27 protein-coding genes and 1 tRNA gene are annotated in these 24,929 nt (G+C 62.5%); 21 read left to right on the forward strand and 7 right to left on the reverse strand.

Features of this window, described 5'->3' with window-relative positions:
• Position 1 precedes the first annotated feature (1 nt).
• From ABCW42_RS07695 to ABCW42_RS07710, 4 genes are all read right to left on the reverse strand, one after another.
• Positions 2 to 1,522: an MmgE/PrpD family protein gene (locus tag ABCW42_RS07695; RefSeq protein WP_423184284.1), complete on the reverse strand. Its 1,521-nt coding sequence runs from the start codon at positions 1,520 to 1,522 to the stop codon at positions 2 to 4.
• 10 nt (positions 1,523 to 1,532) lie between these two features.
• Positions 1,533 to 2,174 (reverse strand): GntR family transcriptional regulator, encoded by a 642-nt coding sequence (locus tag ABCW42_RS07700; protein WP_423184285.1) that lies wholly within the window; start codon positions 2,172 to 2,174, stop codon positions 1,533 to 1,535.
• A 111-nt stretch (positions 2,175 to 2,285) separates the two neighbouring features.
• Positions 2,286 to 2,999: a response regulator gene (locus tag ABCW42_RS07705; protein WP_423184286.1), complete on the reverse strand. Its 714-nt coding sequence runs from the start codon at positions 2,997 to 2,999 to the stop codon at positions 2,286 to 2,288.
• Entirely contained in the window at positions 2,996 to 4,663 is a 1,668-nt protein-coding gene (locus ABCW42_RS07710; protein WP_423184287.1) for an ATP-binding protein, read from the reverse strand. Before ABCW42_RS07710 ends, ABCW42_RS07705 begins: the two co-directional genes overlap by 4 nt.
• 152 nt (positions 4,664 to 4,815) lie before the next feature.
• Here ABCW42_RS07710 and ABCW42_RS07715 point away from each other — a divergent pair, with 152 nt between their 5' ends.
• The 10 genes from ABCW42_RS07715 (at position 4,816) to ABCW42_RS07760 (ending at position 14,589) form a co-directional block, all read left to right on the forward strand.
• Positions 4,816 to 6,141, forward strand: coding sequence for a cation:dicarboxylate symporter family transporter (locus ABCW42_RS07715; RefSeq protein WP_423184288.1), 1,326 nt, complete (start codon positions 4,816 to 4,818; stop codon positions 6,139 to 6,141).
• A 263-nt stretch (positions 6,142 to 6,404) separates the two neighbouring features.
• Positions 6,405 to 7,304 (forward strand): ParA family protein, encoded by a 900-nt coding sequence (locus ABCW42_RS07720; RefSeq protein ID WP_423184289.1) that lies wholly within the window; start codon positions 6,405 to 6,407, stop codon positions 7,302 to 7,304.
• Between the two features lie 71 nt (positions 7,305 to 7,375).
• On the forward strand, positions 7,376 to 8,272 hold the full coding sequence (locus tag ABCW42_RS07725; protein WP_423184834.1) for a segregation and condensation protein A: 897 nt from the start codon (positions 7,376 to 7,378) through the stop codon (positions 8,270 to 8,272).
• The gene (gene scpB, locus ABCW42_RS07730) at positions 8,269 to 8,946 is read left to right on the forward strand and encodes an SMC-Scp complex subunit ScpB (protein WP_423184290.1); all 678 of its coding nucleotides are present in this window, start codon (positions 8,269 to 8,271) and stop codon (positions 8,944 to 8,946) included. The genes ABCW42_RS07725 and scpB overlap by 4 nt, the downstream gene beginning before the upstream one ends.
• Before the next feature lie 125 nt (positions 8,947 to 9,071).
• The gene (locus ABCW42_RS07735; protein ID WP_423184291.1) at positions 9,072 to 10,283 is read left to right on the forward strand and encodes a pseudouridine synthase; all 1,212 of its coding nucleotides are present in this window, start codon (positions 9,072 to 9,074) and stop codon (positions 10,281 to 10,283) included.
• 3 nt (positions 10,284 to 10,286) lie between these two features.
• Positions 10,287 to 11,393, forward strand: a complete 1,107-nt coding sequence (locus ABCW42_RS07740; RefSeq protein WP_423184292.1) for a prephenate dehydrogenase — start codon at positions 10,287 to 10,289, stop codon at positions 11,391 to 11,393.
• Positions 11,393 to 12,106: a (d)CMP kinase gene (gene cmk / locus ABCW42_RS07745; protein WP_423184293.1), complete on the forward strand. Its 714-nt coding sequence runs from the start codon at positions 11,393 to 11,395 to the stop codon at positions 12,104 to 12,106. The genes ABCW42_RS07740 and cmk overlap by 1 nt, the downstream gene beginning before the upstream one ends.
• Before the next feature lie 25 nt (positions 12,107 to 12,131).
• Positions 12,132 to 12,830 (forward strand): lysophospholipid acyltransferase family protein, encoded by a 699-nt coding sequence (locus ABCW42_RS07750; protein ID WP_423184835.1) that lies wholly within the window; start codon positions 12,132 to 12,134, stop codon positions 12,828 to 12,830.
• Between the two features lie 10 nt (positions 12,831 to 12,840).
• Positions 12,841 to 14,388 (forward strand): ribosome biogenesis GTPase Der, encoded by a 1,548-nt coding sequence (der, locus tag ABCW42_RS07755; RefSeq protein ID WP_133206925.1) that lies wholly within the window; start codon positions 12,841 to 12,843, stop codon positions 14,386 to 14,388.
• A gap of 127 nt (positions 14,389 to 14,515) precedes the next feature.
• A tRNA-Pro gene (locus tag ABCW42_RS07760) sits at positions 14,516 to 14,589 on the forward strand.
• A 62-nt stretch (positions 14,590 to 14,651) separates the two neighbouring features.
• Here ABCW42_RS07760 and ABCW42_RS07765 read toward each other — a convergent pair.
• On the reverse strand, positions 14,652 to 15,896 hold the full coding sequence (locus ABCW42_RS07765) for a tyrosine-type recombinase/integrase (protein ID WP_423184294.1): 1,245 nt from the start codon (positions 15,894 to 15,896) through the stop codon (positions 14,652 to 14,654).
• Positions 15,886 to 16,572, reverse strand: a complete 687-nt coding sequence (locus ABCW42_RS07770; protein ID WP_423184295.1) for a helix-turn-helix domain-containing protein — start codon at positions 16,570 to 16,572, stop codon at positions 15,886 to 15,888. The genes ABCW42_RS07765 and ABCW42_RS07770 overlap by 11 nt, the downstream gene beginning before the upstream one ends.
• Before the next feature lie 73 nt (positions 16,573 to 16,645).
• On the opposite strand from ABCW42_RS07770, the gene ABCW42_RS07775 reads away from it, so the two are divergent.
• The 11 genes from ABCW42_RS07775 to ABCW42_RS07825 all read left to right on the forward strand — a co-directional run bounded on the left by ABCW42_RS07775 (position 16,646) and on the right by ABCW42_RS07825 (position 24,573).
• Entirely contained in the window at positions 16,646 to 16,921 is a 276-nt protein-coding gene (locus ABCW42_RS07775) for a helix-turn-helix domain-containing protein (RefSeq protein WP_423184296.1), read from the forward strand.
• Complete coding sequence (locus tag ABCW42_RS07780; RefSeq protein ID WP_423184297.1) at positions 16,921 to 17,172, forward strand: hypothetical protein; 252 nt, start codon at positions 16,921 to 16,923, stop codon at positions 17,170 to 17,172. Before ABCW42_RS07775 ends, ABCW42_RS07780 begins: the two co-directional genes overlap by 1 nt.
• A 106-nt stretch (positions 17,173 to 17,278) precedes the next feature.
• Positions 17,279 to 17,572: a hypothetical protein gene (locus ABCW42_RS07785; RefSeq protein ID WP_423184298.1), complete on the forward strand. Its 294-nt coding sequence runs from the start codon at positions 17,279 to 17,281 to the stop codon at positions 17,570 to 17,572.
• 88 nt (positions 17,573 to 17,660) lie between these two features.
• On the forward strand, positions 17,661 to 17,927 hold the full coding sequence (locus ABCW42_RS07790; RefSeq protein ID WP_423184299.1) for a hypothetical protein: 267 nt from the start codon (positions 17,661 to 17,663) through the stop codon (positions 17,925 to 17,927).
• Positions 17,924 to 19,195 (forward strand): DUF3631 domain-containing protein, encoded by a 1,272-nt coding sequence (locus tag ABCW42_RS07795; protein ID WP_423184300.1) that lies wholly within the window; start codon positions 17,924 to 17,926, stop codon positions 19,193 to 19,195. The genes ABCW42_RS07790 and ABCW42_RS07795 overlap by 4 nt, the downstream gene beginning before the upstream one ends.
• A 202-nt stretch (positions 19,196 to 19,397) precedes the next feature.
• A complete protein-coding gene (locus ABCW42_RS07800; RefSeq protein WP_423184301.1) occupies positions 19,398 to 19,562 on the forward strand; it encodes a hypothetical protein in 165 nt (54 codons plus the stop codon).
• The gene (locus ABCW42_RS07805; RefSeq protein ID WP_423184302.1) at positions 19,559 to 19,774 is read left to right on the forward strand and encodes a hypothetical protein; all 216 of its coding nucleotides are present in this window, start codon (positions 19,559 to 19,561) and stop codon (positions 19,772 to 19,774) included. Before ABCW42_RS07800 ends, ABCW42_RS07805 begins: the two co-directional genes overlap by 4 nt.
• Positions 19,775 to 19,887: 113 nt before the next feature.
• A complete protein-coding gene (locus tag ABCW42_RS07810; RefSeq protein ID WP_423184303.1) occupies positions 19,888 to 20,127 on the forward strand; it encodes a hypothetical protein in 240 nt (79 codons plus the stop codon).
• Complete coding sequence (locus tag ABCW42_RS07815) at positions 20,124 to 20,315, forward strand: hypothetical protein (RefSeq protein ID WP_423184304.1); 192 nt, start codon at positions 20,124 to 20,126, stop codon at positions 20,313 to 20,315. Before ABCW42_RS07810 ends, ABCW42_RS07815 begins: the two co-directional genes overlap by 4 nt.
• Positions 20,316 to 20,613: 298 nt before the next feature.
• Positions 20,614 to 20,931 (forward strand): P27 family phage terminase small subunit, encoded by a 318-nt coding sequence (locus ABCW42_RS07820; protein ID WP_423184305.1) that lies wholly within the window; start codon positions 20,614 to 20,616, stop codon positions 20,929 to 20,931.
• 681 nt (positions 20,932 to 21,612) lie between these two features.
• Entirely contained in the window at positions 21,613 to 24,573 is a 2,961-nt protein-coding gene (locus ABCW42_RS07825; protein WP_423184306.1) for a phage tail tape measure protein, read from the forward strand.
• A gap of 18 nt (positions 24,574 to 24,591) precedes the next feature.
• Here ABCW42_RS07825 and ABCW42_RS07830 read toward each other — a convergent pair whose 3' ends face one another.
• Positions 24,592 to 24,888 carry a hypothetical protein gene (locus ABCW42_RS07830; protein WP_423184307.1) on the reverse strand — a complete coding sequence of 99 codons (297 nt, stop codon included), beginning with the start codon at positions 24,886 to 24,888 and terminating at the stop codon, positions 24,592 to 24,594.
• Between the last annotated feature and the right edge of the window lie 41 nt (positions 24,889 to 24,929).

Consider the following 24,929-nt stretch of genomic DNA (forward strand, 5'->3'; position numbering starts at 1 on the left):
GTCAGAACAGTCCCTTCGGGGCGTTTTCCAGGTCGATGACGCCCGGGGCGGCCTGGATGTTGAGTTGGTCCAGTTCTCCGGGGCCGAGTTCGGGGAGGCGTTCGACGGCGGCAAGGAACCTGTCGATTTCGGCCTCCTCCACGAGGCCTTCGGCGAGCGTGCGGAACTTGTGCACGTATTGTTCGCGGGCGAAGGGCCGGGCACCGAGCGGGTGGGCGTCGGCGACGGCGATCGACTCGGTGATGACCGTGCCGTCCGTGAGGGTGATTTCCACGGTGCCGCCGAAGGCCTTCTCAGCGATGTCCAGGGAATGGTAGCGGCGGGTCCACTCGGGGTCTTCGACCGTGGTGACCTTGTGCCAGAGTTCCACGGTGTCCGGGCGTGCGGCGCGCTCCGGGGCGTAGGAGTCCACGTGGTGCCAGGCGCCGTCCTGCAACGCCACGGTGAAGATGTACGGGATGGAGTGGTCCAGGGTTTCCCGGGACGCGGTCGGGGAGTATTTTTGCGGATCGTTGGCGCCCGAGCCGATCACGTAATGCGTGTGGTGGCTGGTCTTGATGACCACCGAGGCCACGTTGGCGGGGTCGGTGGTTTCCGGGTGCTCGCGGTGGAGTTTGCGGGCGAGGTCGATCCAGGCCTGGGCCTGGTACTCGGCCGAGTGCTCCTTCGTGTAAGTGTCAAGGATGGCGCGTTTGGGCTCCCCGGCCTCGGGAAGCGGGACCTCGTAGGAGGCGTCCGGGCCGTCGAGCATCCAGGCGATCACGCCGTCCTCGCCTTCGTAGATCGGCACGGGCGAGGTCTGCCCGCGCATGGCCCGGTCGGCCGCTTCCACGGCCATCTTGCCGGCGAACGCGGGGGCGTGGGCCTTCCATGTGGAGATCTCGCCCTTGCGGGACTGCCGGGTGGCCGTCGTGGTGTGCAGGGCCTGGCCCACGGACTGGAAGATCGTCTCGACATCCAAACCCAACAACGTGCCGATGCCGGCGGCAGCCGAGGGGCCGAGGTGGGCCACGTGGTCGATCTTGTGCTTGTGCAGGCAAATAGCCTTCACCAGGTCAACCTGGATCTCGTACCCGGTGGCGATGGCCCTGACCAGGTCAGCTCCGGAAGCCCCGACGTGCTGCGCCACGGCCAGGACCGGGGGGATGTTGTCGCCAGGGTGCGAATAGTCCGCGGCCAGGAAAGTATCGTGATAGTCCAGTTCACGCACGGCGACGCCGTTGGCCCACGCGGCCCACTCCGGCGAAACACGCTCGGCGATGCCGAAGACATGGGCGCCCTTTCCGTTGGCGCTGGGGGCATGCGTCAGGGCCTGCGCCCGCGCCGCAACGATCGGAGCACGGTTCAACGAAGCAATGGCCACCGAGGCGTTATCGATGACGCGGTTGATCACCATCTCCACCACTTCCGGCGACACCGCCACCGGGTCCGCGGCGACCACCGCGATCTTGTGCGCCAACTGCCCCTCACGGGCAAGGTTCTCTTCGCTCTTGTAAACACGGACGTGATGGTTCTTCACCATGGTGCTCCTTTTAGTGAGGCGTGTGGGTGGCTTTGAGGTGGGAAAGGCTGCGGTAGAGATGGAGGATGGTGGCTGCTTCGGCAAGCTTTGGCTTGCCCGAGGCGATGGCTTCGGCGATGGCGGCATGTTCCGCGGCCGCGGCATGGAGCCGTCCCGCGTCGTCAGCCGCGAGCCGGCGGACCCGGACCAGGTGCACGCGCAAACTGCGCATGGCTTGGGCGAGGTAAGAATTGGAGATTGCTTCGTCGATCGCGTCGTCGAGCCGGCCGACCAAGGCGTAGTAGTCACGGCGGGCGGGATCGCCGTCGTTGAGCATGGCCGGCGCGTCCAGGAGTTCGGCGTGGAGCTGCGCGAAAATGCCGCGCTCGCCGCGTTCGGCCGCGAGGGCGGCCGCCTTGCCTTCCAAGGTTTCGCGCAATTCGAACAGCTCGTCGATGTCGTCGAGTGAGATATCGGTGACGACGACGCCGCGCCCTCCTGCCGCCGTCGTCAGCCCTTCCGCGCTGAGTCGGCTCAGCGCCTCCCGGACCGGGGTTCTGGAGACGCCCAGGCGCTCGGATTGTTCCACTTCGGCGAGGACCGTTCCGGGTGCCAGGCGCCACTCGATGATGTCTTCACGCAGGGCCGCATAGGCTTTGTCACTGGCGCGCATGGATCCTCCCTTCACAATCAGTGTATACATTGTCCGATGTCAAGGCGAGGATTTGTCGCTAAATTCGAAGCAGCAGCCCAGCAATGTATACATAAGAAACGGGGTTGATCTCTAACGCCGGTTCCAGCGGTACTCATTCTCCGGACGGCCGGGGGTCCCGTACCTGGCGCTTCGTGTCACCAATCCCGCGTCGACGAGGTACTCAAGGTAGCGGCGAGCCGTCACCCTGGACATTCCGAGGGCTTCAGTCGCCTCGCTCGCAGACACGGCCCGCCCGAGTCCGGCCAGGAATTCCTTCACGGAGTCGAGGCTGTGGGAGGAAAGGCCCTTGGGCAAGGGAAGCTCCGTCGGTGCGCGGAGGCTTGCGAACGCCTGGTCCACGTCGCTTTGCGACGCGCCGCCGGCGCCGGATCCCGACGTCGTCGCCGCGAGCTGTTCGCGGAACGCGCGGTAGCTCGCAAGCTTGTCCGCAAAGGTCGAGAACGTGAAGGGCTTTATCAAGTACTGGACGACGCCGATGGACACTGCGCCGCGGACGATGGCTACCTCGCGCACAGCGGTGATGGCAATGATGTCGGCGAGCAGCCCTGCCCCGCGCATGCGCCGGGCGACGTCCAGCCCGTGGAGATCCGGCAGGTTCATGTCCAGCAGGACGAGGTCCACTGGCTGCCCCGCGGCGGCGAATTCGCCGAGGAGGCGCAAAGCCGACTGGCCGTCGGGGGCGGTTCCGGCAACCGTGAAGCCGTCGATCCTGCCCACGTAGACGCCATGGGCTTCAGCCACGATGGGTTCGTCCTCAACAATGAGGACACGGATTTCGGTCAATTGGCTTCTTTCCTGGAGTCCGGTCCGGGCAACACCACGCGGAACTGCGCACCGCCCAGTCCGCTCGTGGTTTCGCTGATGGACAGCGTACCGCCCAAGCGCTGGACGGCCTGCCGTACCAAGGCGAGCCCCACCCCGCGGGAAGGGCTTCCCGGTCCGCCGTCCTGCCTGATTCCAGCCGCTTTGGTGCTGTATCCGTAGTGCCAGATGTCGTTCACGATGTCCGGGTCGATGCCCTCGCCCGAATCCACAACGGTGAAGGTGGTTCCCGCAGGTCCGGAGTCGATTCCCAACTCGACCCTGCGCGGCGGGGGAGCGGCAGCAGCGGCGTCGAGTGCGTTGTCCAGGAGGTTGCCGAGGATGGTCACCACGTCTTGGACAGCCAAGCCATCGAATCCGTCGCTGCCGGATATGGTGACCTCGAGTTCGGCTCCCCGTTCGTGGGCCTCTGCGGACTTCCCCATGATGAGCGCGCTGAGGACAGGTTCGTCGATGGAGGCAAGCAGGTGGTCGGTCAGCTGCTGGCTCAGTTCAAGGTCCTTCGTAGCGAATTCAAGCGCATGGTCGGTCTTGCCCAGTTCCATGAGGGAGACGATGGTGTGTAGGCGATTGGCGTGCTCGTGCGTCTGTGCGCGCAGGGCGTCGGAAAGGGTCTTCATGGTTTCCAATTCGCTGCCCAGGGATTCGATTTCGGTCCGGTCGCGAAGCGTAGCGACAGTTCCGAAAACCGCGGGACGCTGCCGCGCGCGCCTTCCCGGAGGCCCCACCGCGGGCGCCTGGTTCACCACCAGGATCCGGGAACCGCTGAGGTGGATTTCATCGAGCGCCGTCCGTCCGGACGCAAAGAGTTCCTGCAGGCTGGCGTCCAGGGGAAGCTCCGAAAGCCGCGGCGTGTTCGAACTGCCCGGGTCGACGTCGGCCTTTTCCAGCCCAAGCAGCTCCGCGGCTTGGTCGTTGTACATGACCACCCTGCCCCCGGTATCGATCAGGACCACGCTTTCACGGACCGAGTGGAGGACCGATTCGTAGTAGGCAAACAACTGGGCCAATTGTTCCGGCCCCCAGCCCCTCGTGACCGCGCGCAGGTACCGGCCCAATAGCCACGAAGCCAAGGAGCCGCTTCCCAGCAGCACCAGGGAGATCGCGATGATCGGTCCGAGGCGGGCGGACACGGCGATATCCACTGTGCGCACCGTGACTCCCGCGGCCACGAGGGCTTTGACCGTTCCCGAAGGATCCTCGACGGGAACGATGGTGCGCACGGACGGCCCGAGTGTCCCGGCGACTACCTCCGTGAAGGTCTGCCCATGCAGGGCCGGTTCGATCGTGCCGATGTACGGTTTGCCGATTTCCTCGGGATTCGCGTGCGTCCAGCGAGTCCGGTCCGGCGCCATGATGGTGATGAAGTCCGCGTGTGCGTTGGTCATGACCACTTGGGCGTACGGCTGCAAAGTCGCGGACGGGTTCGGCGTGGCCGCGGCCTGGAGTACCAGCGGATTTGCTGCGACCGCGGCGGCGACAGCCTCCATGCGCTGGCCGGCGTCGCTGTAGGCGCGGTCGCGGGAGTCGATGAACGCCGCAGTTCCCACTACCGCGGTCAACGCGAGCACGAACAGCAGATTACCCATGAAAAGTCTCCGGGCAATGCTCCAACGCCTGATCACGCGTTTCTCCTCCCGACCAATCCTGCGACCAATATGACCGCAACAGTGATACATGTCACCCCGCGGCCAATGATGGATATCACAGCAGAGCGGCGCAGGGACAGATTGCAGGAACCACGGCGCTTTCCAGAGTATCTAAAAGGAGCAATGCCATGACCTCTCAAAGAGGAGAGACTGCACCCACGAAGACCGGGCGCAAAGGGCTGGACAAGTCGCACTACCTTTACATCGCCGTCATCGCGGCTGTTGTCCTGGGCGCCGTCGTCGGCCTGCTGTTCCCCGAGGTCGGCAAGAACCTCAAGCCGCTCGGAGACGGCTTCGTCAAGCTCATCAAGATGATGATCGCCCCCGTCATTTTCTGCACCATCGTCCTGGGCATCGGTTCCATCGCGAAGGCCGCCACCGTGGGCAAGGTGGGCGGACTCGCTCTCATCTACTTCATGGTGATGTCCACCTTCGCCCTCGCCATCGGCCTCGTGGTGGGCAACCTCATCCACCCCGGCGAAGGCCTCAAACTGGCGCCCTACGATCCCAATGCGAAGGCCGCCACCAACAGCACCGTGGACTTCCTGTTGGGCATCATCCCAGGCGACATCCCCGTCCTGCCGACGCTCCTCGCCGCCATCCTCGTTGGTTTCGCGCTGCAGCGCATGGGCGCCCAAGGGCAGCCGATCCTCAAGGCCATCCAGCACGGCCAAGCCGTGGTTTTCCGCATCCTCATCATGATCATGTGGCTCGCCCCGGTGGGCGCGTTCGGTGCGATTGCCGCAGTGGTGGGCGCGACCGGCGCCAAAGCCATCATCAGCATGTTCACCTTGATGGTCGCCTTCTACATCACCTGCGCGCTGTTCATCGTCGTTGTCCTGGGCACCCTGCTTCGGATCGTCGCCGGGGTCAGCATCTTCGGGCTGATGAAGTACCTGGCCCGGGAGTACCTGCTCATCTTCTCCACGTCCTCTTCAGAAGCAGCGCTGCCGAGGCTCATCGCGAAGATGGAGCACCTGGGTGTGTCCAAGCCGGTCGTCGGCGTAACGGTTCCCACCGGCTACTCCTTCAACCTGGACGGAACCGCGATCTACCTGACCATGGCTTCCCTGTTCGTTGCCAATGCCATGGGCATCCCGTTGGACCTGGGCGCACAGGTATCCCTCCTTGTCTTCATGATCATCGCTTCGAAAGGCGCAGCCGGCGTGACCGGTGCAGGCCTTGCCACCCTCGCAGCCGGCCTGCAGGCCCACCGGCCCGAATTGCTTGGCGGGGTAGGCATGATCGTGGGCATCGACCGTTTCATGTCGGAGGCCCGTGCCCTGACCAACTTCACCGGAAACGCAGTGGCCACCGTTTTGATCGGCACCTGGGTCAAGGAAATCGACCGCGACCAGGTCAACAGCGTGCTGTCCGGAGCGAAGCCGTTCGATGAACTGACCATGACGAGCGACCACGGCAAGGTCGAAGTGAAGGAACCCGTCGCCGTGTAAACGGCCGTGTGACCAGCGAGGAATCCAGCCAGGAATCCAGCGAGGAATCCAGCCAAGGCGGAGCCCCATCAGGGTTCCGTCTTGGCTGTTTTGCCGCACACCGCCGCCCAACCTTCTACCTCAGCTAGAAGGTAAAGGCTCAAATTGCGGGCAATGTCAAGTTCCGCGGAATGCCGTGTCGGGCGCTGTAGCCTAGGTGGGGAGCAGTGCATTGCTGGAGACAGCCGCAGTAAGAAACCGTCGTGGAGAGAGTGGATAAATACGTGAGCAGCGAACGGGGAACAACTACGCTCGAGGGCACGGATTTCGATCTGGAAGACGCTGTCATGGGGCCCACAGGCCGCCCGCACCGCGATTTCCCTGAACCCGCGCCGCTGGCCTCCCACGGGCCGGCCCGGGTCATCGCCATGGTCAATCAAAAGGGCGGCGTCGGCAAGACGACGTCCACCATCAACCTCGCCGCCGCGCTCGCCGAGTACGGGCGCCGCATCCTCCTCGTCGACTTCGATCCCCAAGGCGCGCTTTCGGCAGGGCTCGGGGCTAACCCGCATGAACTCGACCTCACCGTCTACAACGTCCTGATGGACCGCAAAGTGGACATCCGCGACGCCATCCAGCAGACCGGCGTCGAAGGCGTGGACCTCCTGCCGGCAAACATCGACCTCTCGGCAGCCGAAGTCCAGCTCGTCAACGAGGTAGCGCGCGAACAAGTGCTTGACCGTGCCCTGAAGAGCGTCGAGGACGAATACGACGTCGTCCTCATCGATTGCCAGCCGTCGCTTGGCCTCCTGACCGTCAACGCCCTGACGGCAGCACACGGCGTCATCATCCCGCTGATCTGCGAGTTCTTCGCGCTTCGTGCGGTGGCCCTTCTGGTGGAAACGATCGAAAAGGTCCAGGACCGGCTCAACCCACGCCTCCAGGTGGACGGAGTGCTCGCCACCATGTACGACGCCCGGACCCTGCACAGCCGCGAAGTCATTTCGCGCCTGGTGGAAGCCTTCGGCGACAAAGTCTTCGAGACCGTCATCAAGCGCTCCATCAAGTTCGCTGACGCCACCGTTGCGGCCGAGCCAATTACCAGTTATGCCGGAAACCACATCGGCGCAGATGCTTATCGCCGCTTGGCGAAGGAACTGATTTCGCGCGGTGGCGCGCCCTAGCGAGCGTGGCAGAGTACGCGCCCCGAGCTGTTGCTGCCCCCGCAGGCGACGCACCGCCGTCGTTCTCCTCCCTGGACGGAACGGACGACGGCGGTGCCTCGTCGGCCGCACGGAAAGGCGGCTTTGAGGTCCGGTTGGCGAACTTCACCGGTCCGTTCGACCTCTTGCTCGGCCTGATATCCAAGCACAAGCTCGATATCACGGAAGTCGCTCTCGCCACCGTCACGGATGAATTCATCAAGTACATCCGGCGCCTCCAGGAATTGGGAGAAGGCTGGGCGCTCGACGAAGCGAGCGAATTCCTGGTGATTGCGGCGACGCTTTTGGACCTGAAAGCGGCAAGGCTCCTCCCGGCCGGGGAGGTCGAAGACGACGAGGACATCGCCTTGTTGGAGGCAAGGGACCTCCTTTTCGCCAAGCTGCTGCAATACAAGGCCTTCAAGCAAGTTGCCGCCATTTTCTCCGGCACGTTGGAAACCGAAGCCCGCCGCTTCCCTCGGCAAGTGGCGCTCGAAGGCCACTTCGCAGCCTTGCTGCCCGAACTGATCTGGCGCCATTCGCCGGAACAATTCGCTGCGCTGGCGGCCAAAGCACTTGCTCCGAAGGAAAAGGAGTCGCCTCCAGAAGTCGGCCTTGACCACCTGCACGGCACGCCCGTCAGTGTGAAGGAACAGGCAGAGATCCTCGGGAACCGGTTGCGGCAGGGCGAGCCGCTGTCCTTCCGGGTGCTGGTTGCCGACGCCGAGTCGACCCTGGTTGTGGTGGTGCGGTTCCTGGCGTTGCTCGAACTGTTCCGCGATCGTGTAGTGGCGTTCGAGCAATCCGGCCCGCTCGCGGACCTCACGATTCGCTGGACCGGGCGTCCGGATGGTTGGAGCAGCGACAACGTGAGCGACGAGTACGATTCGGTGCCTCTAGACGACGGGGACAAGCCGGAGACGATCGGCAACGAAGGAGAGGGCTTGTGAGCGAGCAGGAAACCCACGCGGACGGGCTTGCCGACCTTGAAGAGCTCCCCGGTGGAGCCCGGGCCGCCCTGGAAGCTGTCCTGATGGTCATTGACGAGCCGGCTACGGCTGAAGAATTGGCAGCGGGACTCAACGTCACGGTCGCCGTCATCGAGCGATTGCTCAAGGGACTCCAGCAAGAGTACAACGGCTATACTGGTATAGCCCCGGGCAGGGATGCTGAAGACTCGCAAGGCGGATCCACCGCCTTCGCAAGCGCCAGCGCTGAACCCCGGGGTTTTGAGTTGCGGAACGTTGCCGGAGGGTGGCGGATCTACTCGCGGCCGGAATTTTCCGACGTCGTGGGCCGGTTCGTCCTTGAAGGACAGACCGCCCGGCTGACGCAGGCAGCCCTTGAGACCATGGCCGTCATCGCATATCGGCAGCCGGTTTCGAGGGCAAGGGTGTCGGCCATCCGCGGTGTCAACGTGGATTCGGTGGTCCGGACCCTTATCCAACGGGGGTTGATCGAGGACTCGGGTACAGATCCCGAGTCCGGGGCGGTCCTTTACCGGACCACTTCGTTCTTCCTTGAGCGGATGGGCATCCGATCGCTCGCCGAGTTGCCTCAGTTGTCTCCACACCTTCCCGGGTTGGAGGGGATCGAGGAATTCTTCGACGCCGATCGCATGTAGCCGGGGTCGAAAGTTACTGGACAAGGCAACGCAAGCAACGGCTTTGAATACGCACAGGCAGATTGTCTGCCGGGCTGGCTACTGTTGGAACGAACAGGCTGGCCACCATAACAAAAGGACGGGTCATGACACAGGCGGGACGCCAGGGTTCACCACGTAACGGTTCGGGACGAAACGATTCCGGACGCGCAGGAAGCAGCGGATTCGGCGGCAGCCGCGGGGGCGCGGGACGGGCAGGCGGAGCCGGTCGGTCAGGCGGAGCGTCCGGAAGCGGCAAGCGTAACTTCCCAACAGGAGGAGACCGCCCCTTCAAGCCGTCCCGCCCGCGCGAAGAGCGGCCTTTCGATCCCGACAACCCCACGACGGCGGCACGCAACGAGCGTCGGCAAAGCACCAGTGGCGCGAAGGCCCCGCGCAAGCCGGGCTCCAACAAGCCTGGCTTCGGCAAGGCTCCCGGCACGCCTGGCGCCTTGAAGCCCAAGGCCGGTAACAAGCAGTACGCCACCCGTGCCTTCGGGAACGAACGATTCGGCCAGAACCTCGGCCCCGTCCGCAAGCCTCGCGGCCGCCGCGGCGAAGTAGCCCAGTCGGCCCAGCACGACGCCGACGGCGTTCGCCTGCAGAAGGTCATGGCGCAGGCTGGCGTGGCATCGCGCCGTGTGTGCGAGGAAATGATCGAGGAAGGCCGCGTCGAGGTCAACGGCCAAATCACCACCGAGCTCGGCATGCGCGTGGACCCCGCCACCGCGGTGATCCACGTGGATGGCATCCGCATCCAGCTCGACGACACCATGCTTTACATGGTGTTCAACAAGCCCAAGGGCGTGGTTTCCACGATGGAAGATCCCGAGGGCCGTCCGTGCATCAGCGATTTCCTCAAGACCGCGAAGAACAAGGGCGAGCGGCTTTTCCACGTCGGCCGCCTCGACGTCGCCACCGAAGGCCTGCTTCTGCTGACCAACGACGGCGAACTTGCCAACCGCTTGACGCATCCTTCGTATGAGGTGCCCAAGACCTACTTGGTCCAGGTCCGCGGGCCGTTCCCGCAGGGCGTCGGCGCGAAGCTGAAGGAAGGCGTCGAGCTCGAGGACGGGGTTGCGTCGGTCGACTCCTTCCGGCTCGTCGATTCCACCCCGGGCCACGTGCTGATCGAGGTCGTGCTCCACTCCGGAAAGAACCGCATTGTCCGCCGTATGTTCGACGCCGTCGGCTTCCCCGTCCAGCGGCTCGTGCGCGTCAAGGTCGGTCCCATTGGCCTGGGCGACCAGCGCCAGGGCAGCATCCGCAACCTCGGCAAGCAGGAAGTCGGACACCTCCTGGCGTCCGTAGGACTGTAGGGCATGTCGGCTTTCCGCTCGCACGGCCGGGGCCACCTTGATGGCCCGGTCGTGGTCTTCGGCACGGGGCTTCTTGGCGCGAGCATCGGCCTTGGACTGCGTGGCCGCGGCGTCTCCGTGTTCCTTTCGGATCCTTCGCCCACCAACCAGGCGGTCGCCGTCGACATTGGAGCCGGCAAGCCACTTGGTGGGCTGGACGGTCCGCCGCAGCTCGTGGTGGTGGCGGCGCCGCCGGACGTGACTGCCGACGTCGTCGAACGTGCCCTTACCGACTACCCGGATTCCGTGGTGGTGGACATCGCGAGCGTCAAGCAGGCCATACAGGACGATCTGCGCGGGCGGGGAGTGGACATGTCCCGATACGTGGGGACGCACCCGATGGCCGGGCGTGAAAAGTCCGGCCCGGTTGCCGCGCGCGGTGAGCTGTTCACGTCGATGCCTTGGGTCCTGTGCCCGTCGGAAGAAACCAGTCCCGAGGCCCTTCAGGCCGCACGGTCCTTGGCAGGTGACCTTGGGGCCATCGTCTCGCAGTTCACGGCCGAGGAACACGACCAAGCCGTCGCCTTGGTTTCGCACCTGCCCCAGGTGATGTCCTCGCTCCTGGCCAGCCGCCTCCAAGGAACTCCGCTCCATGCGCTGTCGCTCGCCGGTAACGGACTTCGCGATACCACCCGGATTGCCGCCAGCGATCCCACCCTATGGGTGCAGATCCTCGGCAACAACGCGCCCAAGATGGTGGAGATCCTTCACGGAGTCCGTGAAGACCTCAACCGATTGATCGGCACCCTGGAGGAACCCACGGCTCCCGGCGCCCGTTTGGACCTTGCCCAGCTCATCAGCGAGGGAAATGCCGGGCAAGCCAGAATCCCCGGTAAGCATGGCGGACCCCCGCAGGCGTATTCGTGGCTTACTGTTCTGGTAGATGACCGGCCCGGCCAGATCGCCAGGCTGCTGACGGAGATCGGCGAGATCGGTGTCAACGTCGAAGACCTCCGCCTGGACCACTCGTCCGGGCAGAACGTGGGCATGGTGGAACTTTCCGTCATGCCGAACAAGCATGACCTTCTTGTTGAAGCCTTGACTGACCGTGGATGGCGGGTGCTCCAGTAATGACACGTGACCTATTCGGCCCGGAAACCGTAGTTCGCCCGGGCAAGCCACTCGTGGTTGCCATCGACGGCCCGTCCGGCTCGGGCAAGTCGAGCGTCAGCAAGGAAGTCGCCCGGCGATTGAAGCTCGCGTACCTGGACACGGGCGCGATGTACCGTGCCCTGACGTGGCACTGCCTCAAAACAGGCCTCGACCTCCAGGACGGTGCCGCCGTCGAGCAGGCTTCGAAAGAGTTGGCCTTGGAATTGAGCACCAGCGCCAACGTGGAATACGTCGGCGTCGCCGGCGTGGACATCACGGAGGAAATCCGGGAACCGAGGATTTCTTCGGCCGTCAGCGCCGTCGCCACCACGCTGGGTGCCCGCAACGAGCTCATCCGGCGGCAGCGCCAGATCATCGATCAGCACCACCGGCGAATGGTGGTGGAAGGCCGGGACATCACCACCGTCGTCGTGCCCAACGCGGAAGTCCGCGTACTCCTGACCGCGAGCGAGGAAGCCCGGCTGCGCCGCCGTGGACTCCAGCTGGGCGGCAGCCAGACGAAGGAGCAGTTGGCCGCCCAGGTCATCCACCGCGACGCGAAGGATTCCACGGTGGTGAACTTCACCCAAGCCGCGGATGGAGTCATCACCCTCGATTCCTCGGACCTGGACTTCGACGAGACCGTCGAAACGGCATTGAGCATTGTGGGCAAGGTCATTTACGGTGACTGACGCCCGACTGCCGGCGCGCTGGACCATGTATTGGAGCCGGCCTGTGGGCTGGCTCCTTGACCATGCCGTGTACAGGACCGTCGTCACCGGTCGTTCCAACGTTCCCAGGTCCGGCCCGGTGATATTCGCGGGCAACCACATCAGCTACCTCGACGGCCCTGTGATGTTCGGCGCCGCCCCGCGGCCGATGCACGTCCTGGTCAAGAAGGAAATGTTCGCCGGGTTCCTTGGCCGCGTGCTCCGGGCTTCCGGGCAGTTGCCGATCGACAGGTCCGGGGACCGCGCGGCGCTCCAGCGCGCGAAGCAAGTGCTCGACGCCGGCCGTTGCGTAGGGATTCTTCCCGAAGGAACGCGGGGGAGTGGAGCCGTAGACAGTATCAGCAACGGGGTCGCCTGGCTCGCGATGGCTTCGGGAGCGACGGTGATTCCCGTTGCCATCCTGGGGACGCGGACCGGCGACGAACACCGGGATTCCATCCCGGAACTGAGGCGGCGCCTTCACGTCAGTTTCGGGGCGCCCCTCAGCGTGAACCGCAAACATGGCGAGCCAGGGCGTGTTTCAATGGACAGGGCGGCGGCTGAGATCCGCGCCGCGCTGGCTGGACATATCCAGGAAGCCGTCAGGACCACCGGTCGGCAGCTTCCCGGGGTGGTTTACGGCCCCCTCGCGCCAACGCAGCCCCGCCACCAGGAAGTAGCCGGGATCCCGGCAGATCACCACTAAGGAAAGTGCAATGAGCGATACGACTCACAAGTCCGGCAACATCGAAGCCGGCGACGACTACACGCCCAGCGGCACCGACCAGGTGGCTGAAAACCTCGCCGCCCTGGACGACGACGAAGCCGAGCTCCGCGCCGCGTCCCTTCGCGCAGGCCTGGACGACTACGACCTCGACGAGGACGACGCCGCGCTGCTGAGCGGACTCTACGACGACGAAGGAGAGGCCGGTCCACTCAAGCTCGATCCCGTCCTTGCGATCATCGGTCGCCCCAACGTCGGCAAGTCAACCCTCGTGAACCGTATCCTCGGACGCCGTGAGGCGGTCGTCGAGGACACGCCCGGCGTCACACGGGACCGCGTCATGTACTCGGCGCATTGGAACGGCCGCAACTTCACCATCGTGGACACCGGCGGATGGGAACATGACGCCAAGGGTATCCACGCACGCGTCGCCGATCAGGCCGAGATGGCCGTGGAACTCGCGGACGCGGTGCTATTCGTGGTTGATTCCGCGGTGGGCGCCACGGCAACGGACGAGCGCGTCATGAAGATGCTCCGCCGGTCCAAGAAGCCCGTCATCATGGTGGCCAACAAGGTTGACGACTTTGCACAGGAGGCCGATTCGGCCGCGCTGTGGGGCCTCGGTTTCGGCGAGCCCTACCCGGTGTCCGCGCTCCACGGCCGCGGTGTCGCCGATCTCCTTGACCATGTCATGGACACCCTCCCCGAGTTCTCGGCGGTGGAAAGCGTCGAGCGCTCAGGCGGTCCCCGTCGCATTGCCTTGATTGGCCGGCCGAACGTCGGCAAGTCCTCCTTGCTGAACAAGCTGGCAGGCACAGAACGCGTCGTCGTGGATACCCTTGCGGGCACGACGCGCGATCCCGTGGACGAGTTCATCGAACTCGGTGGACGCACGTGGAGGTTCGTCGACACCGCCGGCATCCGTCGTCGCCAGCACATGGCCCAAGGCGCGGACTTCTACGCATCACTCCGCACGCAAGCCGCGCTCGAGAAGGCGGAGGTCGCCGTCGTTCTCCTGGCTGTCGACGAAGTGCTCAGCGAGCAGGACGTCCGTATCCTCCAGCTCGCCATTGAGTCAGGCCGTGCCCTCGTCCTTGCGTTCAACAAGTGGGACCTGCTCGACGACGAACGCCGCCGCTACCTCGAACGGGAAATCGAGCAGGACCTGGCTCACGTGGAGTGGGCGCCGCGCGTCAACATCTCTGCCAAGACCGGTTGGCACAAGGACCGCCTGGTGCCCGCCCTCGACGTTGCCCTGGAAAGCTGGGACAAGCGCATTCCCACGGGACGCCTTAACGCGTTCCTTGGCGAACTGGTCGCCGCGCACCCGCACCCTGTCCGCGGCGGCAAGCAGCCCCGCATCCTCTTCGGCACGCAGGCATCCAGCCGCCCGCCGAAGTTCGTGCTGTTCACCACGGGCTTCCTCGACCCTGGATACCGTCGATTCATCACACGCAGGCTCCGTGAAACCTTTGGCTTCGACGGCACGCCGATCGAGGTCAGCATGCGTGTGCGTGAAAAGCGCGGCAAGAAGCGCTGATTGAGACGGGCATCACAGTCGACAAGGGCGAGGTTGTCATTGAGAGCCCCGAACATCGTGTAAGCTTTTTGAGGTGGTTCGGCCGGACTGCTTAGATGAGAATCTAGGCGGAGAACGGCGGAACTGACGGGCTGTAGCGCAGCTTGGTAGCGCACTTGACTGGGGGTCAAGGGGTCGCAGGTTCAAATCCTGTCAGCCCGACCGATAAAAACCGCTCTAACACTGGGAAGTAACCCCGTGTTGGGGCGGTTTTTCTTTTGCCCTCAGGTCGAAACCGGGGCTTGTGAGTGCAGTGTGTGTGCACCAGCCTTTTTTGCAGGCACCAACGCGGCGGCGTTCTCGGCTGCATTCCTGGACGCCGACCCGATCAGGTGCCCGTAGATGTCCGACGTGATGCTGATCGAACTGTGACCCAGACGCTTGGATACCACGGCGATATCCACCTCTGCCGCGATCATCAGTGAGGCGTGCTCGTGGCGCTGGCCCTTGAACGTCAGCTTCGGCAAACCTGCCTTCACTCGCAGGCTCTCAAACAGACGTGTCGCGTACTGAGGTTTCAGCGGTCGTCCGTCCTCCATCGTGAACACGTAGCCGCTGGGGGAGTAGGCCTCCTGCCCTGCCTCCTGTTCTTCCTGCTGCTTTATCTGCCACCCGATCAATGCGCCCGTGGCGCGGTCATCGAGGTCCACCGTGCGCTGGCCGGCATCCGTCTTGGTGCCCTTGTCCACAATCCGCCCATCGGCCTGGACTCTGTTGTTCCTCACTGCGATTGTCCGCGTGGGAAGGTCAACATCAGCCCAGCGCAGACCGATCAGCTCGCCGCGGCGCATGCCCGTGAACATTGCCAGCTCGAACAGCGCCCCGAGCCGGTGGGTAGCCGCCACGTCGAGGAAGTGACCGACCTGGGCAGGTTCCCACGCCTGTACCGGCTTCTTTTCCACCTTCGGCAACTCCAGCTCGGTGGCAGGGTTGTTCTCGATGCGCTGGGACCGCGCAGCGGCCCTCAGGGAGCCTTGCAGCACGGCAGCTATACGCCGAACCGTGACAGCCCCTCTACCGGCCCCTGAGAGGCCCCTGAGGAAGTCGTTGAGGTGGTAGCGACGGATGTCAGACAGCAGCATCCGGGACAGCTCAGTGCCCTTAATATCATTCTTGATATACCGGGCGTAGTTGTCGTAGGTGGTTGCCTCCAGGCCCTTGCCCGTCACCTTGTGACGCTCCAACCACCCGTCCAGGTAGTCCCCGTAACGCTCCGTTGACCGCTTCACATAGGTGCCCTGGTCCAAGGATCTGGCTACCTTGTTCCGGGCCTCGCGTGCGGCCTTCTGCGTCGGGAAACCAGCCTGCCTGACCTGCCGGCGCTTGCCTGTTGCCGGATCCACGCCCGCGGCCACGTAGAATCCCCACGTGCCGTGCTTGGGATCTTTCGCGAGCTGCGGGCACCTCGCCCCGTACTGCTTCTTGTTCTCATCTCGGCACCCGCAACGCCGGAAAATGTCATTCGCCACTCTCAATCCTTCCCTGTTCTGCCATCTGTCTGGCAATCGCCTCTGCTCTAGCCAACATTTCCTCTTTCCTTGCGGCACTGGCCCGCTGCCTTTCAACTTCCGGAACCTTTTCCCGATAGCGCTCCAGGCAGTCGAGCGCCGTTTCAACGTCGATCGGAATTTCACCTTCGAGCTCGCCTAGAAGATCTGCGGCCTGTTCCCACCCGACGATGCTCAACTCCGAACGTTTGTCATCCTTCGAAAACCGCTCTTCCAACACGAGTCTGAAGGCCGCTTGAACAACGACGCCTTCTAACTCCTGTCGGACTACGTCATATCTCACAGCCTGCTCACAGACAGATTCCACGATCAGTTCATACTCGTGACGGACCTGCTTTGAAATCTTGAGGATGGTTTCCGCTGCGGCGAGGTCGCGATGTGCGGAGGTGACTTCCTCGCTTGGGGCATAACCGCCCCACAGCTTTTCCACGGGGATTTTGAAGACCCTGGCGTAGGCCAACATCTCTTTGATGGTGGCTTTGCGCCCGCTCTTCTCCGTTTTCTGGATAGCGCTCGGGTGGATACGAATGCCCATCCCCATAAGTTTTTGTGCCAAGCCCTCGTAGGTCAGGCCGGCATCGGTTCGTAATCGTTCAAGGTTTACGGCAACCATCTCTTCGGGAGTCGGCAACGCCATCGGGGGCTCCTAACATCGGTTTTTCAGTTTCGGAAAAAGTCTAAGCGGAAACGGGTTGCACATCAAGGAAACCATGAGCTACTATCGGTATATCGATTACGGTAAACGAGTAACCCGAAAGAGGTTGAAGATGACCAGCTACTCACCAGAGGTCGAGCACATCCTCGGCAAAGCCACCGCAACGGTGGACGAGGTGGCCCTAATCATGGGTATTGGCCGCCGACAGGCCTACGAAGCCGTTAACCGCGGCGAAATCCCGTCGATTCGACTTGGGAACCGGATCCTGATCAGTACCCGCGTTATCAATCAGATCCTTGACCACGGAACAGTTTCCGCACTGGTGGCCTGATGTCCACCGTGGTCCGCAGCACGACTGGAACCGCGCCCATTGAGTTCGATCTCATCGGCCCCAACCAAGTTCTCATCCGGCGCGAAGACGCTTCGCAGCAGATCTACCGCGTTAGCGACCTGCTCGCGGCACTCAACGCCATCCCGCGGACAGCGGCAGAAATATGGTCGTCCGCCTACTGGCACGGCACCAGCCACCAGGGACCACTGAACGACGCCATAGTCGAAGCACGAAACCCCTACAGGATTTAGCTCAAACCAGAGTTAAAACAAAAGCGGTTCCAGATTGCTCACTCTGGCAAGTGAGAATCGGAACCGCCAAACAAATTGATTACCAAACCCGATAGGTCTCATCAAAATGTCTACTCACATCAGCGTAGCTGAACTCGATCCCGAAGTCCACGAAGAACAGAACGCAGTCCCAGACGGATACCAACTGAACTTCGACAGCACCGACCCAATTTGGGAAGGCCCAGCAACCGAAGGCGCTTGGGCGCGGTGGTACTACGACCGCGGCATAGTCGTTGAAGTTCTCATGAATAACGGGAACACGATGATCGCAGTGCCCATCGACAAAGCCAGAGAGCTTCACAGGAACCTTACCGGGATCCTCGAAGTCATGGGTGAACTCGAACCAGCATACGCAGCATGAAATCAGCCGGCGCGGAGATGAGCGCCCGCGCCGGCACCACCCAGGAACCAACCCCGAACGTCCACAACAGACCTTTAGGACAGCCCCTATGCTCGCGAACCCCGTGTTTCGCATCGACTTGGCAGACTACCCTGCCAACCGCTCCTACGACTTCACCGAACTTGAACGCCAAATGCGCTGGGCGCTCCAGTCGCTCCCCACAGGCGCAAACGTCCGCCTCATCGTCCACAAATACAAGCCAGCAGGTGAACTCAGTTGGCTGCGCACTGACCTGATTATTCAGATTGAGGCAACCGACCCAACCGTTATCGCGGAATGGATGTCGGCCCTGACCCCTAAGGCAGCCGCCGCATGAACAACAAGTTTGCGCCCCTTGCCGAAGACGAATACATGCCGGCTGATCCATTCCACCGGGTCTATCCCGTCGGTTCGTCGGTTCAGTCGGTTCCGTCGGTTCCGTCAGGTACCCCGGCGACGGAACCGGTAGCCGCAGTACTCCGCGACCTGAGGGCGCAATTCCAGCGATACGTCGCGGTGATGGATGACCTGGACCTGGACCTACTTACTCTGTGGACATTCCACACGCACCTTGCCTTTGAAACTTACTCAACCCCTCGCCTGCAACTAGATTCGACAATGCCGGGATCAGGGAAGACGACCGTCCTGGAACACCTTGCCCGGTACTGCCTGAACCCCATACAAGCGGCGTCCCTCTCGTCCCCAGCCCTACTCACCCGCATGCTGAATAACGGACTGCGGACAATCCTTATCGATGAGGTTGACCGCTCACTTGATCCCAAGAAGGACGGTGTAGGCGAACTCATCGCCGTCCTGAACTCTGGCTACAAGCGCGGCGCAACCCGCCCCGTACTTGTGCCAGACAAAGGGGGTGACTGGAAGGTGGCTGAGATGTCCACGTTCAGTCCCGTTGCAATGGCCGGCAATGCGCCGGCGCTGCCCGACGACACGAAGTCTCGATGCATCAGAGTCTTGCTCATGCCTGACCTCTACGGGGTTGTTGAATCCTCCGACTGGGAAGAAATCGAGGAAGACGCCCAAGCGCTAGCGGCGAGGATCAGCGATGCCGCGGATAGCGTCCGCGACTTCGTGAAGACAGTACGCCCGGAACTCCCGGAAGGGTGCATCGGACGTATCAAGGAACGATGGAACCCGCTCAAGCGCGTAGCTGCGGCTGCGTCCGCCGAGTGGGAAGCGGTGGCGGACAAACTCATCATCCGCGACATCGCGGAAGTTGAGATGGACAAGGAAGACGGCCTGACAAATCTTCCGCCAGCGGTCATCTTGCTTCAAGACATCGCGCAGATATGGGGCGCTGACCGTGTGTTCGTTGCAAGCACGATCATCGTTGACGAGTTGGTTGAGTACAACCCGGGAATGTGGGGGCAGTTCAGCGCCTACGGGAAGGTTTTGAGCGTGCAGCGATTCGGCAGGATGCTGGTCCAAGCATTCAAGATTCACTCAACCCGGCAGGGCGATTCAAAGCGCGGATACTTTCGGCACCAGTTCGATGTCGCTTTCCGTCGGATGGGACTGACACCCCCTCCGGGAACCGACGCGACCGACGGAACCGACGAACCGACGGCCTTCGGAGGTATTCGATGACTGACGCGGAACTTGCTGAGTATTGGAAACACCAAACGATCCACTGGCGGAACCTCGCGCTCAGGTATCACCAGGAACTCCTTGCCTCGAAGAACACCCCCGAGAAGCAGCACGGGCGCACCACACTTCACCGCGACCCCACCGGACACCAAGCCGCGGCAAACGTAGACCGCCAGCGCAAGAACAGAAAGGCAGGCCAACCATGGCCGGATACGACTACCAGCCACACACCATCGAACGCTGGGACTGGCCAGCCCAAGCAACCATCTGGCGGCAAAGAGCCGAACACGAAGCCCGGCGAGCTGCCTATTGGCAGGCCCGTTACGAAGCCACACAGCAACCCCACACGGCCACCGAGGACGCATGACCACGACGAAGGTATGGCCACGGCCAACAGCCCCAAAGTTCGTACTGACCGCAAAGCCTTGGACATGGCATTCCGGTGACGGGCAAGAACAAGGCGTCGCCGTAGTCCTCAAACCCAACTACCTTGTTCAATTCATGACCCCAGACCAGGCAATATCCCTCGCTGACGCCCTTGTGGATGCGGCAGAAACCAGCACAACAGAGGAAAAGTAAATGCCTCAGAAACACGACAAGGGGTGGCAGAAACGCCACGCCCGCAAACTCGCAGCCAGAATCGGCCGCACCAACAACCCAACCCGACGCCACAAGAAAGAAGTAGCCCCGCAATGACCGACATCAACATCCAACTGCAACCCAACGACGTCGCCTACAACAACAACCGACTGAACGACTTCTTCCGCGAACAAATCAACAAGCTCCCTACCGTGAACAACAACGGCAACGTCATCGACCCCAACGCGCCAGCCGACCACACGGAAGCACGCGCCGCGGAACAACGCATGCAAGACATCGCCCAAGCCACCCTGGAACACCGCGTGAAAGACACCCCGAGGACGCAACAATGAACGGCGCACAGAAGAAGCACACCGTACGCATCGTCCAGGTAGGCGCTCGTGTGCTCGCCGTCTGCTCCGCGTGCAACCCCGAAGTAATCACAGATGGGCCAAACCTCTCATGGGCAGTAGCCGCAGCAGCAAGGCACGCCAAAGAGACAGGCGGCGTATACACAGATCCGCGGCACCTCATCGCCTAACGATCAGGTAAGCGGAACAAGTAACGACACCATGCAGAGGCGGCTCGGTCACCCCCGTGCCCGAGCCGCCACCAGCCCCCCCCTACCCACAGCCGACACAGGGGGTGGGGGGTGGACCCCCTACGAGGGGCCGGATAGGGACGCGCCGGGGAGGGCAGTTTCCTGCGACGCACGCATGGCGCTCCATTTTTGGGTTCCCCGCCCCCCGGGTTGGTTGATTTCTAGGAGATTTTTGATGGGAAAAGTTAGAGCGCCGAACGGGTTGAACGCTCGCGGTAAGGCATTTTGGGCTCAGATCATGGAGGAAATCGAGCTGGATCCTGCTGAGCTTGAAGTGCTCAAGGAGGCGTGCAAGACGCTTGATGAGATTGATGCGTTGAAGGCAGCGGCTGACGAGTTGGGGCCGATGATCAAGGGCAGCACCGGCCAGATGGTAGTGAATCCGGCCCTGTTGGAGATCCGCCAAGCGAGGGCTGCTTTTGAACGGATGGTGAAGGCGATGGCCTTGCCGTCTGAGGAGGAAGATAACCGCCCTGCTTCGGAAGGGGCTATTTCTGCGGATGCGCGGAAAGCGGCTCAGGCTCGGTGGAGTCGTAGGGGCAGGCCACGTGGCTAGGTGGCGCAGGGAACGCGGGCCAGTCAGCGACGGGTACCCGGTTTCGATGATCCCGCATCATTTCCGCCCACCGGGCAAGTTCCGGTGCTTGATGGTTGAGACGGAGAACGGCAGGGTCTTCGACGCCGCGAAGTCCGCACGGCTAAGAGCTGATAACGAGGCTTGTTTGGCCTTCTGGCAAGAGTGGCGTGCCAAGCAGGGGTTCGGGGCCAACGATCCCCGGTACGGGGCGTTTGTTGACGATATTAAGAGACGTGCTCGTGAGGCTTTCGATAAGGACTGGGCGCGGAATGGCTAGGTGGCGGCAACGAGCCGCTCCCGTGGACGGAGATGTATTGCCGCGCGATTTGACGGTGCTTGGTGTTCGGGTTGCGAGCGTTGGCCTGTTCGATGCTTTCACCATTCGATGCCCTGATGGCCGGCTGGGGCTTGATCCGGCCTTGGCTGCGGTCCAGCAAGAGGAACAGCGGGAATACTCCCGGCTGCTGCGTTCTTGGTGCGGATCAAAGGGCATTGACATGGCTTTCCACGCACGTGACTCCCGATTCGAGGGACTCCTTGACCGGAGCCGGATGTTTTGGCGGCTCTGAGTCGGCCCAATAACTGAAGAGGAAGACCATTTAGTAGCCCGCTCAAGACGGGCTTTTTTGTGCCCGAAATCGGGCTGGAAGAAGGATTTTCATGGCGAACGACCATGTGATTGATGTCAAGGTCAGGGCAGACACCACTGACTTATCAAAAGGCCTGAACCAGGCTGGGCAGGAACTCAACAAGGCGGGTTCCGGGTTCTCGAAGTACGGGACGGACGCCGCCAGCGCGGCCAAGCAGACCGAGTCATTTGCGCAGAAGAACAAAGCTCATATGGAGTCCGTTGGTAAGGACGCCATGATCATGGGTGGCGCTCTCGTGGCTGGCATCGGTGTTGCTGTCGCCGCCTACTCCGAGTTTTCTTCACGCATGGCTCAGGTTCAGTCTTTGTCTCACGCTTCTGCGGCTGAGATGAGCGTCTTGGCTGATCAGGCACTCACCCTGGGCACAAACTTCGGGTTGTCCGCGAATGATGTTGCGGACGCTGAGATTGAACTGGTCAAGGCCGGTGTGTCGGTCAAGGACATGCTGGGCGGGGCGCTCCCGGGTGCCCTTGCGTTGGCTGCTGCCGGTCAGATCGACGTTGGGCAAGCCACTGAGATTGCCACCATTGCGCTTACCCAGTTCAACTTGCAGGGCAAGGACGTTCCACACGTCGCTGACCTGCTCGCCGCCGGTGCTGACAAGGCCCTTGGTGGCGTCAAAGAACTGGGGGACGGCCTCAAACAGGGCGGTCTTGTCGCCTCCCAGTTTGGCCTGTCGATTGACGACACAGTTGGTACCCTTTCGGCGTTCGCGAACGCCGGCCTGTTGGGATCCGATGCGGGTACGTCCATGAAGACGATGTTCCTGGCGCTCGCCTCGCCGTCGAAGCAAGCCGCTAACGCAATGGCTGAGGTTGGCATCAACGCCTATGACACCTCGGGCAAGTTCATCGGCGTGACCGAGCTGGCGGGCCAGTTGCATGACAAGCTCGGGAACCTTTCGGACGCTCAGCGTAACGCTGCCTTGTCTACGATCTTCGGTTCTGACGCCATGCGTGCGGCATCCGTTTTGATGAAGGAAGGCCGGGACGGGATCCAGAAGTGGATCAAAGACGTGAATGATCAGGGGTTCGCGGCCCAGCAGGCGGCGGGCAAGATGAACTCCCTCAACGGTGACTTCAAGAAGCTGCAAGCCGCTGTTGATACCGGCCTGATTCAGATGGGTGCCGCGTCGGACGGTTTCCTTCGCCCGGTCATTCAGAACGTCACGGAGGCTGTCAACGCGTTCAATAGTCTCCCGGAGCCAGTGAAGGCCGGTGGGTTGGCTGTCGCTGGCCTGACCGGTAGTGGGTTGCTGCTTGGCGGGATGCTGCTGACAACCATCCCGAAGGTCTACGAGACAGTGAAGGCCGTGCAAGCTTTGGAACAAGCCGCGCCACGCACCGCAAGCGCTTTGGGGACGATTGGCAAGGCTGCTGCTGCCGTGACAGCCGCTATGGCCGCTATCGGTGTCGCCAGCGCCGTCATGGACGCGAACAGCGCCCATGCCAAGAGCGCGGACGAGTCTGCCCAGTCCCTTTTGAAACTGAATCAAGCCGGGGCGCAGACGAAGGACATCTTCAACAAGGATTTCTTCGACAATGCGAACCGCAAGTTTGGGCTGTTCCAGGAAAGCGACATCAACGGCGTTGGTGAAGCTTTGAAACGGGTGAACTCGCTGAACTTTGGCGACACGCTGAACGACGCCTTGGGGTCAACCATCCTTCCCTTCGCGAACTATCAGGTGAAGGAGCTTCGCAAGTCGATCTCCGGGATTGACGATGCCATGTCGTCAATGGTGAATTCCGGTAGTCCCGAGGCGGCTGCGAACGGTTTCAAGCAGATCGCGGCTGAGGCCCAGAAACAGGGCGTATCCGTGGAGAACACGGCGAAGTCGTTCCCGCAGTACATGGATTCGCTGCGGAAGCTCGCCACGGGCATGCAGGTGTCCTTGACTGACCAGGAGTTGTTGAACTGGGCGCTGGGGCAGACTCCCGCGAAGATGTTGGCCGCACAGGCCTCGACTGAGGGTCAAGCGAAGATGGCCGAGGTTGCGAAGCAGGCTACCGAGGCCCAGGCGAAGGCCCTCGATGATCTGGGTATCAGCGCGAACGGAACGATTCTGAACCTCGACAAGCTTGTTACGTCGATGATCAACTCTGGCCTGATCAGCCTGTCTCAGCGGGACGCGATGCGGAACTTTGAGAAGTCCCTCGATGACCTTGACGCGAGCATTGCGCAGAACGGTAAGACGCTGGACATCACGACTGAGAAGGGCCGGAACAACCAGGCCGCGTTCGATGCCATCTCAAGCTCGGGGTTGAAGGCTGCTGAGGCGATGGCTAAGAACGGTTCGTCTCAGGAGGAAGTGCAGCAGCAGCTTCACAACACGTATGCGGATTTGATTGCTGCGGCTGGGAAGTTCGGTATCACGGGTGACGCGGCTGACACGATGGCCCGTCAGGTGTTGGGCATCCCCAAGGGCGTGAACATTGACACTGCGATCCAGAATTACGCCGATTCCATGGCGAAGCTCCAAGCCGTGAATGCCGCGGTCAACAGCATCACGAATTACAAGGAAGTCGCGATCCACGTGAACTACACGGAGTCTGGGACTGCTGTTCGTGACAGGGCAGCTGATGCTGGCTGGGCTGGGACGAGCGTTCAGGCTTCCGCGTCTGGTGGTGCTGTCTACGGTGCAGGGCCGAAGGGTGTTGACTCTGAGCGGTTCCTGCTGGCCCCCGGTGAGCACGTCCTGACAGACAAGGACGTGGACGCGATGGGCGGTCAAGAGGCTGTGTACGCGTTCCGTAAGCAACTCCACAACGGCGGGACGCGTCCCTTGTATGCGGCCCCGGCCCCAGCGGCCCCAGTGGTGGCTTCCGGAGCTAATGCGGGTGCTTTGCCTGACGTGAATGTCTTCATCGGGAATGAGGCGATTGATCCCCGTATGGTCCGTATAGCCGAGAACGTGTCAGGGGCAGCTCTCACTGCCGCGAATCGGGACGCAGGCCGGCGACCCTCCCGGTAGACCATGGGCCGGGGTGCGCTACCCGGCTTCGGTGGATGCAGTCTCCTCGGTTGCATTCACCGGCGCGTTGGCCACAAGGTAGTCAACCCCGGCGGCGAGGTTGTAGAGGCCGGTTGCGAGGGTGAGGGCACCCAGGATAAGCAGTCCGATCCCGGGTCCCAGCAGTGTCATGCCGGGATGCGTGGGCTGCGCGTACTGGCTCACGACTTCTGTTGCGTTCATGACCGCCCCAATCGGGGCCATGGTCACGCCGGCAATGACAGCGAGCGTACCAATAGCGAGATATACGGCTGACGAGCCTGGCTTTCTGTTCATGACCGAAATCATAAAGAGCTTCGGCCATGAATCAAATAGGG

It is taken from the genome of Arthrobacter sp. NyZ413 (assembly GCF_049390645.1).
In the GTDB taxonomy this organism is placed as follows: domain Bacteria; phylum Actinomycetota; class Actinomycetes; order Actinomycetales; family Micrococcaceae; genus Arthrobacter.